This is a genomic window from Deltaproteobacteria bacterium (assembly GCA_019308995.1).
Classification (GTDB): Bacteria; Desulfobacterota; Desulfarculia; order Adiutricales; family JAFDHD01; genus JAFDHD01.
Window position 1 is genome coordinate 1 of record JAFDHD010000104.1, and the last position, 11,324, is coordinate 11,324.

Consider the following 11,324-nt stretch of genomic DNA (forward strand, 5'->3'; position numbering starts at 1 on the left):
AGCCCCCGGAATAACTTCTTGCGCCTACGGCGTGCACACAACTCTAACGAGTTGTATGCACCACCCCAAAAAGAGGTATTTAAGAAAACAGCAAGATTGTGTGGGGCACCCGGGCATTTTCTATTCTGGCGAAAATTTCTAAAAGAGACGGGTGAAGATTTTTCCCCAAGCGGTCATTTTTCTTTCAGTTGACCTCAAGCCGCCGTATATGTGTATAAGCGGCCAAAGTTCGGTCCTTCTCACGGCTGACCAGGGTGATGTTCAAGGATTTGGCGGCCTCGATCGCCAGGGTGGTGGGGTTGGAGAAGCAGAGGAAGAGCGGGATGCCCGCCCGGGCCGTTTTGAGAATCATCTCCAGACTCGCCCGTCCGCTGAGCACCACAAACTTATCATGAAAATGCACATTTTTTTGGAGGCAGTAACCGATAACCTTGTCGAGCGCGTTATGCCGGCCCACATCCTCAAAACAGCAGATAAATGAGCCGTCAGACTCATACATGGCCGCAGCGTGTACTCCCTGTGTCTGTTCATACAGAGGCTGGCGCTGTCTCAGATCGGTCAGCAGATCAGTCAAGGTTTCCCACAGAAAGTGCTGCTGACTGCCTACACGCCTGATACCCCGGCCGACCTGATCCAGGTTTTCCTTGCCGCAAAGTCCGCAGCTCGAAAGAGAAAGGGATAGTCGTTCGGGCAAGGTCTTTCGGTTCTCCAAGCCCGGGAGTTTCACATGGGCCTCAAGTCCATTCATCCCGAGTAGCCCTGGTCCTTTTTTGATTGCCAGGCTGGCAATCTGGGAAGGAGTATCAATCAACCCTTCTGTATAAAGAAAACCGACCACCAGTTCCTGTTCCTGTCCCGGCGTCTGCATGAGCAGGCTGAATGGCAGATCATTGATGATGATTTCCAGAGCAGTCTCTTCAGCCAGGTAACGGAGGCGGTGATGGACCATGCCATCACGGAAATTCTCATGACGGATCTGCCGGGATGGGCTCATATCCTTGGCTTTCTCACTCATATAAATGTAGTGTACTTCAAGGAGAATCATTTTGCCAGGACTATACATTAGAATATAATTCAGGGGCTTGGCCTGCAAATCCGTTTTTCTAAAAGTCAGCCCAGACCCCTTTACCTTGACACACCTGGGGGGCTAAGTTATTTTTTTAGGCCTGAGCCGTTAAGGAGGTTGAAGTGAAGAAAGGGAAAACCGGGGCCCTCAGCCAGAGGGAAAAAAGTATTATCTATGAGTTGTCCGGCGACATCAATACCGGCGCCAGGCCATTTAAGGACCTGGGCCAGCGGCTCGGCCTGTCTGAGGAGGAGGTTCTGGAGACGATTCGCGGGCTAAAGGATAAGGGGCATCTCCGGAGATTTGGGGCCACGCTCAGACACCAGCTCTCAGGATTTACAGCCAACGCCATGGTCGCCTGGAAGGTTGAAGCCGCCCGCGTTGACGAGGTGGGCGAGGTCTTGGCTTCTTTTCAGGAGGTGACTCATTGTTATCACCGCCCCAGCGTGCCCGGCTGGCCGTATAACCTGTACACCATGATCCATGGCAGTTCAGAAGAAGATTGTCGAGCCCTGGCCAGGCGCATGGCTGAGGCGGCTCTTGTCTCTGAATATGATCTTCTGTTCAGCCACGAAGAGCGTAAAAAAACTTCAATGAGGTATTTTGAATGAGCTATGTAATTTCTCAAAATCTTTTCCAGAAAGCTCAAAATGTCATCCCGGGCGGGGTCAACAGTCCGGTGCGGGCCTGCCGGTCGGTGGGGGCCGATCCTTTATTCATTGCCCGAGGCCAGGGCGCCAGAATTTGGGACGCAGACGGTCGAAGTTACATTGATTACGTTGGCTCATGGGGACCGTTGATTCTGGGCCACGCCCACCCGGCCGTATCCAAGGCGCTGACAGAAGCCCTTCTCCTGGGGACTAGTTTTGGCGCGCCGACTGAAGCCGAAGTCAGATTAGCCGGTCTCCTGGTCGAATGTCTGCCTTCCGTGGAAATGGTTCGGTTGGTTAATTCTGGTACCGAGGCAACCATGACCGCGGTTCGTCTGGCCCGGGGCGTGACCGGCCGTCCCTGTATTATCAAGTTTGACGGCTGTTATCATGGCCATGCCGACAGCCTGCTGGTGGCGGCGGGGTCGGGAGTGGCCACGCTGGGCATTCCTGGCAGTCCTGGTGTGCCTGAAGACCTGGCGCGGCTGACCATTTCCCTGCCTTATAACGACCTGGCGCCGGTCAGGAAGGCCTTCCAGGCCTTTGACGATCAAATCGCGGCCATTATCGTCGAGCCTGTAGCCGGGAATATGGGGCTGGTTTTGCCTCACGATGAATTCCTGCCCGGGTGTGCTGAACTGGCCAAGGAACATGGGGCGCTTTTTATCCTGGATGAGGTCATTACCGGTTTTCGGCTTGGCTTGAGCGGGGCCCAGGGGCTTTATGGCCTGGAGCCGGACCTGACCTGCCTGGGCAAAATCATCGGAGGCGGGCTGCCAGTGGGGGCTCTTGGCGGCAAGAAAAATATAATGTCTCATCTGGCCCCAGAAGGCGATATCTATCAGGCCGGAACCTTGTCCGGAAATCCTTTGGCTGTAGCGGCGGGTCTGGCGACCATCGAGACCCTGAAGACCGACCCCTCGATATATGAGCGGCTTGAAGGGCTATGCGCCGCTTTGGCTTCAGGATTGCTGAAAGAGGCCAAAAAGGCGGGATTAGCCGTGACCGGACATCAAATCGGTTCCATGTCCTGCCTCTTTTTCAACCCTGGCCCGGTGATTGATTATGCCTCGGCCTCCAAATCTAACCTGAACTTATTTGCCCAATTTTACAGAAATTTTCGAGAATCTGGAGTCTATCTGGCGCCATCCCAATTTGAAACAACCTTTGTCTCTGCCGCACATACCGAGGCCGATATTGACCAGACCCTGGCAGCCGCGCCGGCCGTCTTTAAACATCTTAAGTAATTTCGAGGCGGTTAGCTGGATATGATGTATGAACGATAAAAAAAGTTGACTTCACCCTGGGCCATATGTTAGGCCTATGTGACAGATTGCACGAGCGGCAGCGAAGAGTTTCCTTTACGCTCTTAGGTATTTGAATTTATTTTAATAATAACCGCAGAGCATTTGAAGTGGCTGAGAGGGCCACGCGAACTGCAAGGGGAATTTCAAGTTTTTTTACTTTTTATTCATTGAGTTGTGGATAAAATAACAAATTATCAAAATTAAATCATCGGGGCATTTGCGGTCCCCCCGAGGGTTCGAATGCGGAGCGGGACCAGGCAATCTATCAAGCTTTTAGCTTTGGTCAGCACCATGGGAATCTCCATGGTCTTGGCCACGTTTATTGGCCTGGGATTTGGTTATTTTTTAGATAATCGTGTTTTTAATACATCCCCCTGGTTCACTCTCATATTTTTAGTTATTGGAATCATTGCCGGGTTCAGGAATATTTATATCATTGCCAAGAGGGCGGAACGAATAATGTCAGAGGATTCAAATGACTGACGGCTACCAGCCTCTGTTCAAGATAAAGCCGGTAAGCTGGATCGTCATGGCGGCGCTGACCATCGTTTCCTCTATTTATTTCCCCTTAGATGTAGCGATCGGGGTGTTGGCTGGCGGCCTGTTGGTCGTTGCAAACCTTTATTTTTTCCACCGTGTTCTGGCCAAGGCGTTAAAGCCTGGCTCAAAGGTCACTCCCAAGGGTGTTCTTTTGAATTATTACCTGCTTTTTTTAGTCACGGTACTGATTATATTTATCTTGATTTCCCAACACCTGCTGAGCGGTTTAGGTTTGATACTGGGTCTTTCCACCTTTATCATAAGCATTTTTGCCGTGCTTATCCAGGAGATGGGCTCGGTTCTTTTTAGAAAAATTATCAAGGAGACGGGTTGATTTATGGAGCATCCGATTCTCTTTCTGACACTCCTTTTCGAGGCGATAGGTCTGGGTGATTTTGCCCATCATTATCCTCACGTCCTTTACTCATGGCTGGTTATTATTGTGTTCGTCATCGTCTGCCGGCTGGCTACCCTCAGCATCAAGCTCGTTCCGGGCAATGCCCAGAACGTTTTTGAGGTGATCATCGAGAGCATTGAAAATTTCCAGGTGGAAATAATGGGTGAGGAAGGTCGAAGTTATTTCCCTCTTATCGCGACCCTCTTTATTTACATCCTGACCTCGAATCTGCTCGGCCTGATACCCGGTTTCTTATCACCAACAGCGAATATTAACACCACGCTTTCATGCGCTCTGGTGGTCTTTACGGCGACTCATTACGCCGGCATTAGAAACCATGGGATTAAATATATCAAGCATTTTACCGGGACAATGTGGCCTCTGGCCCCTTTGATGCTGCCCATCGAAATCATCGGGCATCTCTCCCGGGTGCTCTCACTGACCCTGCGTTTATTTGGCAACATCATGGGCGAGGATCTGGTTCTGGCCATCCTTCTGCTCCTGGCAGGCAAATTTTTTGCACCCCTGCCCATGATGTTTATGGCCATCTTCACCAGCGCCATACAGGCCTTTATCTTCATGCTGCTGGCGATGATGTATATCGGCGCCGCCCTCGAGGAAGCGCACTAATTGGCTTAAAGCCCTGAAGTTCAGGGATCAAAAAGAAGGCAGAAAATGTAAGGAGGAAAAAACACATGAAGAAGCTGACCCTAACCATCATCTTATCTGTTCTGTTCGTCTTAGCGCTAGCAAGCTTCGCTATGGCTGAAGCCGATACCGAGGTTAAGGTTGCCGGTCTGAAGGTCTTCTTCGGGATTGTCACTGCGGCCGGTTTCGGCATTACCGCGGCCGCCATTGGCACCGGTCTGGCTCAAGGCATCTCCATCAAGGGCGCCGTGGAGGGCATAGCCCGTAATCCCGAGGCTTCCGGTAAGATCACCGTGACCATGCTCATCGGTCTGGCTATGATCGAATCACTGTGTATTTACGCACTGGTCATAGCCTTGATCCTGCTGTACGCCTACCCCATGTCAGGTCCGATCAAGACCTTGGTGGGAATGTAAAAAACCAGAAACCCTTGGGGTCGCTGCCAGGCCTGCCTTGACGGCGGCCCCAAATCCTCACGCTGACCACGCTCGGGCTAAGTTCTACTTTCAAGTGAAATTCTAACGAGGCTTAATGAAATTCACCAAGATTCCTGAAGCCACCATTACCAGGCTGTCCAACTACTCCCGTAACCTGGAGGACTTGCTCGGGGAAGACCTGAAGGTCATTTCCAGTGAAAAGCTGGCGGCACGCTGCGGGGTGAATTCTGCGCAGATACGAAAAGACCTGGCTTACTTCGGTGAATTCGGCGTGCGCGGGGTCGGTTATTATGTCCGCGATCTTCTTTTTGAGATAAAGAGGATTCTCGGCCTGAATAAAAAATGGAATCTTGGCCTGGTTGGGATTGGGAACCTGGGCTCAGCCCTGATCGTTCATGAAAATTTCCTTCGTCAAGGCTACCATTTCGTGGCCGCCTTTGATAACGACCCGATCAAGGTCGGCAAGAAGCTGCCTAACGGAATAAAGGTCGAGCATATTGATAACCTGTTCAAGGTTAAAAAGAGAGAAAACTTTGAGATCGGGGTTATATCCACCTCGGCCGGAACCGCTCAGGATATCGCCAATCGCTTTATTGAAGCCGATGTCCAGGCAATCTTAAATTTCGCTCCTGTCCAGATCAAAGTGCCTCCTGGTTTCCGTGTGGAAAACGTTGACTTCACAATCAAGCTTGATAATTTGGCCTACCATCTGACAGCCGAAGAAGATTAATACTCTTGTAAAGCCGGAGGCGGTTCTGAATCTTTATCCTGAAGGATCAGGGTAAAGAAGGAAGGATAAATCTATCGAAATCCCTGCCTCTTATCCTTTCTTTTTTTTAGGAAATCGTCCGGGTTCCGGACCGGTGGCCGGAGGCCCGGCAAAGGCCTGGGCAACCAGCATCCACTGAGCTGCAACATCCCCTTCAGTGGCAATATCCGTATCTGCAACATGACGCCGCTGACAGACCGCGAGACAGAAATCTTCGGCAGAACCGCGCACCACGTCCTGCGCCTTGTCCGGCCCCCAGGCCCATAGCTCACCCGAAGGGCTGGTAAGCTCTACCCGAACCGGGTTTTTCGGCACGTCCATCTTTCGGTTTGAGAAGCTCCATCCAAAGGTCGTTACCCCCAGATGGACGATATGGCGGAGACGATCGGATGGGGTGCGATAAGCCCCCAAGGCATCCACAACATCCTGCCCGTGGGCCCAGGTCTCCATGAGCCGGGCGGTCGCAAAAGACTTAGCGCTCATGGTCGGTCCATACCAAGGCAGCCGAAATTTTGGGTCAAGGGACTTAAGCGCTTCAAGAAGAAGGTTCCTTTCCTGCCGCCACCACTCCAAGAGCTCAGTTTTGCTCATGCTTTGGGCAGGTTTTAAAGGCTGCTCAATAAAGCCCTTAAGGTCTTTCATAATCTCATTCAGATGCTGGGCAAACGCCTCCGGGTCAACTGCCGCAAGCCGCGCCCGATCGTCAAAATATGCCACATGGCTAATTTCGTCCTTGACCCTCCATCCTGCAAATGGGGTCATCGTGTTCCACCCGGTTGCATCAAGATCAGCCACAAGCGTATCCAAAGACTCATGCTCCGCGGCAAGATCCCTGCATATCTCTTTCATTTTTTATTCTCCAGGCGCAACGCTATTTCTGGTAAAAGCACATCATAATTTTTAACAAGCCTCCATGCCCGTCACTTGGCGATGACGTTCTCTGGCAGCTTCCGGGTCAGAATGTCCACCGCCTCCTCGACCATATCCTCAAGAACCTGGCCCGCGGGTTTGATCTCTTTGATAAGCCCTGACACCTGTCCGGCAAACCCGCCCACGTACTCATACTTCTCGGCTTCATGAAAGCTGGCCAGGAGGGCTGAAGAGATCAGAACCTGAGTCGGAAAGGGAAGTGACTCGAGGCCGGAGTCATCCCAGATGTCATGAAAACGATTGTAGCTGGCCCTGGCTGTCTTGCCGGTGTATGCGCGGCTGACCCGGGTGTCTTCATCGGTGGATTCGATGATGCGCCTCTTGCTTACTTCATGCGCGCCTCCTTCATTCGTGACCAGGAAACGGGTTCCGACCCAGACGCCGATACAGCCCATGGCCAGGGCTGCGGCCAGGCCTCGACCGTCGCCAATCCCGCCGGCGGCTAAAATCGGGACAGGCCCTGCCGCATCAATAACTTGAGGAATAAGGGCCAGGGTGCCGATTCTGCCTGTGTGGCCGCCTGCTTCGTGTCCTTGAGCTACGAGTAGGTCAATGCCTGTTTGAGCCATGCGCTTTGCGTTTTTCACGTTTCCGGTAATGGCCAGAACCTTGGTTCCGACGTCATGGGCGTCTTCGACCATGAAGCCCGGACTTCCGAGCCCGGCGCAAAATAAAGGAATTTTTTCCTCAAGGCAGACCTGAATCGCCTTTTGGGGCATCGTGATGGTGGTGTTCCTGTTGATCATGAGCTCCATGTCAGGAAGCCCCATTTCCTGGTATATTTTTTCAACCCATTCCCGGTGCGCCTTCGGTATTCCCTGCAGAATCGCGCTGAAAGATATTTTTTGAGTGGCGTCTTCCTCAGAAGCATCCTCATCACTCGGTTTGCCATAAACATATTTGGGCAGCAGCATATCCACTCCGAATGGCTTGTCTGTCTGAGCCTTGATTTCTCGAATATGCTCCCTGAGTTCGTCTATGGTGTAAGCGGCGGCTCCGAGAACTCCGCAGCCGCCCGCCTCTGAAACGGCGACTACGAGTTCCACAGGGGCGCCGGGTTGCTCCCCGAGGAGTGCAGGCCCCATCCCGGCGCTTAAGATAGGATACTCAATGTGGAGCATGTCACAAAGCTTTGTTCTTAGAGTCCTTTTACCCATAACTAGCCCTCCTTTTATTAATGAATGAACATTCTACTGGTTGAGATTATAGAGTAGTTGCCCGCGTTAAAAACCTAAACTTCACTTCGGGCGCTGTTCTTCGTAATTAGATGACTAAAGACATATAAGAACCCGTTTCAAAATTGTCTATTCATCCTCGTCTTCTTCGGGCATTAGCCTGGTTATGAACCCGGTATCGAAGCTCCCCTCCTTAAAACTGGAATCATCCATGATTTTGAGATGGAGGGGTATGGTGGTTTTAAGAGGCTTTATTTTGAATTCCTCCAGCGCTCTTTTCATAATACGGATAGCGCCTTCTCTGGTGAGATCATACGTGATGAGTTTGCCAATCAAGGAGTCGTAAAAAATGGGCAGCTCGTAACCCTGATAAAGATGGGTGTCCAGCCTGACGCCAAACCCTCCCGGCGGATGGTATTCCTCAACGACTCCAGGAGACGGCAGGAAGTTTCTCTCAGGATCTTCGGCATTGATGCGGCATTCGATAGCCCAGCCTTTGAGATTCAGGTCGGTGAAGGAGTACGCCAGCTTCTCACCCGATGAGAGTCTGATTTGTTCTTTGATCAGGTCTACCCCGGTTACCAATTCTGTGACCGGATGCTCAACCTGGATGCGGGCATTGATTTCCATGAAATAATAATTACCGTCTTCATCTACCAGAAATTCCACGGTGCCGGCATTGAAATACTTAACGGCTTTAGCCGCGGTGACGGCTGCGTTTCCCATCGTGGTCCTTAATTCAGTCGTCAGCATTGGGGATGGCGATTCTTCGATGAGTTTCTGGTACCGCCTTTGAATGGTGCACTCCCGCTCGCCCAGGTGGGTAATGGAGCCAAACCTGTCGGCCAGCACCTGGAACTCTATGTGCCGCGGCCTGATGATGTACTTTTCCAGATAGAGCTCGTCATTCCCAAAGGCGGCGCGGGCCTCCATTTTTGCCACCGGGAATTCTTCGCTGAGCATTTCTTCACGCTCACAAACCCGGATGCCTCGACCGCCGCCGCCGCCCGAGGCCTTGATCATGACGGGGTAGCCTAGCGCCTGCCCCAAATCCATGGCCGCTTCGATGGTGTCAATGCCTTTCGGAGTGCTTGGGATAATCGGCACACCGGCGGCTCTCACGATCTCCTTGGCCGTGATCTTGTCTCCGGCCAGCTTAAGGTTTTCAGGGGTCGGGCCGATAAAAACTAAACCCTGGCTTTCGCACTCTCTAGCAAATTCCTGATTTTCTGCCAGGTATCCATACCCCGGGTGTATGGCCTCTGCCTCTGTCTCTTTGGCAGCATTAACGATATTTTCTATACTTAAATAACTTTTGGCGCTGACCGCCGGGCCGATACATATTCTTTCATCCGCCAGCCTGGTATGCAGACAGTTGGTGTCCGCTTCGGAATAAACCGCTACACTTCCTATTCCCAGTTCTTTACAGGCTCGAATGACTCTAAGTGCAATTTCACCCCTGTTGGCGATAAGTATCTTTGAAAAGGTCATCTAATAAGCCTTTAATAAGCCTTCATTCTTAATCGGCTTCTATAACGAACATGAGATCGTCGTCCTTCAATGGGGTTTCATTTTCAACCGTGATCTCCAGTATCTTTCCATTGACCGGGGATTTGACCTTCTGAAAAACCTTCATCGTTTCCAAGAGAGCTATGATCTGTTTTTTCTTTACCAGGTCCCCTTCCTCCACATAAGAAGGCTCATCAGGGGACGGTTTTCTATAGAATATACCCGCCATCGGCGCTCTGATTTCAACCCTTTTTGTGTGCTTCGCTGCTTCCGCCATTTTGAACCCTACCTCCTGTCAACCGGGCATCATTATTAGGAATTTTTGCTTAAGTGCACGGACTATACGTTTTATTTGACCGCATGTCAAGCTTGGCTTCAAGCCTCCGATGAAACGCTTTTCCATAAATCAATGAGTAGCATTGACCTTAATCGCGCCGGATAATAACGATACTCTTTTTAATCTGAAAAACAGGCAGTTAAACTGCTCTTCCTTTATAACCTTTGCTATGATATATAATTTGAAACATCTGGGGGCTCAACAACCAGCCGTATTCTGTGTGAATCTGCTTCGGCGGATCATAATTTTTTAAACCCATAGAATTCAAGGAGAAAAACGATATGGGCAAATGGATGGATGGCTATCTTGAGAGGCTTACCAAAAACTGGGAAGAAAACCTGGAAGGCGGCGGACAGGACCGCATCGAGATGCAGCACGGCCTGGGCAAGCTTACCGCCAGGGAAAGGATTGATTTGCTGGTTGACCCGGGCAGCTTTGAAGTGTTTGGCTCTTTGGTCCGGGACCCTTACACAAGGCTGGCCACGATACCCAAATCCAGCCCTTCCGACGGGGTGGTCATGGGACTGGCCAGGATAAACGGACGGCAGGTCATGGTCTACTCAACTGATTTTACGGTTATGTCAGGCTCGATCGGCGATCAGGGGGTCTGGAAAATCGCTGAACTGGTCCAGATGGCGGGGCAGGAGCAAATACCAATTATCGGCATAATAGACTCAGCCGGGTCACGGTTGACATTCAAAGGCGGTTTTGCCGGGCTGTACGGCATGGGCAGGCTGGTGAGGAACTACTGCCTTTATTCTGGAGTGATTCCGCAGATAACCCTGCTGTTGGGGCCTTGCACCGGTCCGATGGCTCAGATTCCGGCTTTGTCAGATTTTTTAATCATGAACCAGAGTAACGGTTTCCTGTGGCTGGGAGGAGATATAGATTCAGACGACGCGGGGTTCGCTGCCTTTCACATGGAAAAGTCCGGCCAGTGTGATCTTATTGCCGAGAGCGATGAAGAGGCCATTGATCTAGCCAAACAGCTTTTCGATTTCATCCCTCAGAACTGCTGGGAAAAACCTGGAGTTATCGAGCCCACAGATGATCCGGATAGAAGAGAAGAAGCGCTCCTTGATGTGATGCCGGACAACCCAAAATTCACCTACGACATGCATGAAATTATTGATCTGATTATTGATAACGGAGAGTTCTTCGAATTGAAAGAAGACTTTGCCTCCCACCTTATCATCGGTTTTGCCCGGTTTGACGGTATGGTCACCGGTATTGCCGCGAGTAATCCGGATGAGTTAAGCGGTATCATGGAGCCTGACTCTTCAGACAAGTATGACAAGTTCCTCATGTTTCTCGACGCGTTCGATATTCCGCTCTTAACTGTGTCTGACACTACGGCCTATCCGCCTGGAGATAAATGGGAAAGGATGGGCGTTATCCGGCACGGGGCCAAGAATCTACACGGATACTCACATTTGACCAATCCTAAAGTCACCTTAGTCCTGAGACGGTCATACGGTGGATCGAACATCACCATGGGATGCAGCAAGATGGGTCCGGATTTTATTTTTGGATGGCCCACGGTGGAGTTTGCCCCCACC

General features: G+C 51.1%; 13 protein-coding genes. 8 read left to right on the top strand and 5 right to left on the bottom strand.

Going from position 1 to position 11,324, the window contains the following annotated elements; translation table 11 throughout:
- Positions 1 to 184 precede the first annotated feature (184 nt).
- Positions 185 to 994 (bottom strand): formate dehydrogenase accessory sulfurtransferase FdhD, encoded by an 810-nt coding sequence (fdhD, locus tag JRI95_13870; protein MBW2062631.1) that lies wholly within the window; start codon positions 992 to 994, stop codon positions 185 to 187.
- Positions 995 to 1,188: 194 nt separating this feature from the next.
- Between fdhD and JRI95_13875 the strand changes: the two genes are divergently transcribed.
- From JRI95_13875 to JRI95_13905, 7 genes are all read left to right on the top strand, one after another.
- Entirely contained in the window at positions 1,189 to 1,677 is a 489-nt protein-coding gene (locus JRI95_13875) for an Lrp/AsnC family transcriptional regulator (GenBank protein MBW2062632.1), read from the top strand.
- A complete protein-coding gene (hemL, locus tag JRI95_13880) occupies positions 1,674 to 2,963 on the top strand; it encodes a glutamate-1-semialdehyde 2,1-aminomutase (protein MBW2062633.1) in 1,290 nt (429 codons plus the stop codon). The genes JRI95_13875 and hemL overlap by 4 nt, the downstream gene beginning before the upstream one ends.
- Before the next feature lie 300 nt (positions 2,964 to 3,263).
- Entirely contained in the window at positions 3,264 to 3,506 is a 243-nt protein-coding gene (locus JRI95_13885) for an AtpZ/AtpI family protein (protein ID MBW2062634.1), read from the top strand.
- Complete coding sequence (locus tag JRI95_13890; GenBank protein MBW2062635.1) at positions 3,499 to 3,897, top strand: ATP synthase subunit I; 399 nt, start codon at positions 3,499 to 3,501, stop codon at positions 3,895 to 3,897. Before JRI95_13885 ends, JRI95_13890 begins: the two co-directional genes overlap by 8 nt.
- A 3-nt stretch (positions 3,898 to 3,900) precedes the next feature.
- Positions 3,901 to 4,590, top strand: a complete 690-nt coding sequence (gene atpB, locus JRI95_13895; GenBank protein MBW2062636.1) for a F0F1 ATP synthase subunit A — start codon at positions 3,901 to 3,903, stop codon at positions 4,588 to 4,590.
- A gap of 65 nt (positions 4,591 to 4,655) precedes the next feature.
- A complete protein-coding gene (gene atpE, locus JRI95_13900; GenBank protein ID MBW2062637.1) occupies positions 4,656 to 5,024 on the top strand; it encodes an ATP synthase F0 subunit C in 369 nt (122 codons plus the stop codon).
- 115 nt (positions 5,025 to 5,139) lie between these two features.
- A complete protein-coding gene (locus JRI95_13905) occupies positions 5,140 to 5,775 on the top strand; it encodes a redox-sensing transcriptional repressor Rex (protein ID MBW2062638.1) in 636 nt (211 codons plus the stop codon).
- Between the two features lie 90 nt (positions 5,776 to 5,865).
- Here the strand turns inward: JRI95_13905 and JRI95_13910 are convergent, their stop codons facing one another.
- The 4 genes from JRI95_13910 to JRI95_13925 form a co-directional block, all read right to left on the bottom strand.
- Positions 5,866 to 6,663, bottom strand: coding sequence for a TIGR03084 family protein (locus tag JRI95_13910; protein ID MBW2062639.1), 798 nt, complete (start codon positions 6,661 to 6,663; stop codon positions 5,866 to 5,868).
- A 71-nt stretch (positions 6,664 to 6,734) separates the two neighbouring features.
- Positions 6,735 to 7,901, bottom strand: a complete 1,167-nt coding sequence (locus JRI95_13915; protein ID MBW2062640.1) for a nitronate monooxygenase — start codon at positions 7,899 to 7,901, stop codon at positions 6,735 to 6,737.
- Between the two features lie 147 nt (positions 7,902 to 8,048).
- Positions 8,049 to 9,410 (bottom strand): acetyl-CoA carboxylase biotin carboxylase subunit, encoded by a 1,362-nt coding sequence (accC, locus tag JRI95_13920; GenBank protein ID MBW2062641.1) that lies wholly within the window; start codon positions 9,408 to 9,410, stop codon positions 8,049 to 8,051.
- A gap of 28 nt (positions 9,411 to 9,438) precedes the next feature.
- Positions 9,439 to 9,705, bottom strand: coding sequence for an acetyl-CoA carboxylase biotin carboxyl carrier protein subunit (locus JRI95_13925; protein MBW2062642.1), 267 nt, complete (start codon positions 9,703 to 9,705; stop codon positions 9,439 to 9,441).
- Positions 9,706 to 10,046: 341 nt separating this feature from the next.
- Between JRI95_13925 and JRI95_13930 the strand changes: the two genes are divergently transcribed.
- Positions 10,047 to 11,324: propionyl-CoA carboxylase (locus JRI95_13930; protein ID MBW2062643.1), on the top strand; the 1,278-nt coding region annotated here is incomplete at its 3' end.

Coding starts and splice junctions, on each gene's coding strand:
- JRI95_13925 (MBW2062642.1), bottom strand. CDS start 9,705: ATGGCGGAAGCAGCGAAGCACACAAAAAGGGTTGAAATCAGAGCGCCG.
- JRI95_13885 (MBW2062634.1), top strand. CDS start 3,264: ATGCGGAGCGGGACCAGGCAATCTATCAAGCTTTTAGCTTTGGTCAGC.
- JRI95_13915 (MBW2062640.1), bottom strand. CDS start 7,901: ATGGGTAAAAGGACTCTAAGAACAAAGCTTTGTGACATGCTCCACATT.
- fdhD (MBW2062631.1), bottom strand. CDS start 994: ATGAGCCCATCCCGGCAGATCCGTCATGAGAATTTCCGTGATGGCATG.
- JRI95_13905 (MBW2062638.1), top strand. CDS start 5,140: ATGAAATTCACCAAGATTCCTGAAGCCACCATTACCAGGCTGTCCAAC.
- atpB (MBW2062636.1), top strand. CDS start 3,901: ATGGAGCATCCGATTCTCTTTCTGACACTCCTTTTCGAGGCGATAGGT.
- JRI95_13910 (MBW2062639.1), bottom strand. CDS start 6,663: ATGAAAGAGATATGCAGGGATCTTGCCGCGGAGCATGAGTCTTTGGAT.
- accC (MBW2062641.1), bottom strand. CDS start 9,410: ATGACCTTTTCAAAGATACTTATCGCCAACAGGGGTGAAATTGCACTT.
- hemL (MBW2062633.1), top strand. CDS start 1,674: ATGAGCTATGTAATTTCTCAAAATCTTTTCCAGAAAGCTCAAAATGTC.
- JRI95_13890 (MBW2062635.1), top strand. CDS start 3,499: ATGACTGACGGCTACCAGCCTCTGTTCAAGATAAAGCCGGTAAGCTGG.
- atpE (MBW2062637.1), top strand. CDS start 4,656: ATGAAGAAGCTGACCCTAACCATCATCTTATCTGTTCTGTTCGTCTTA.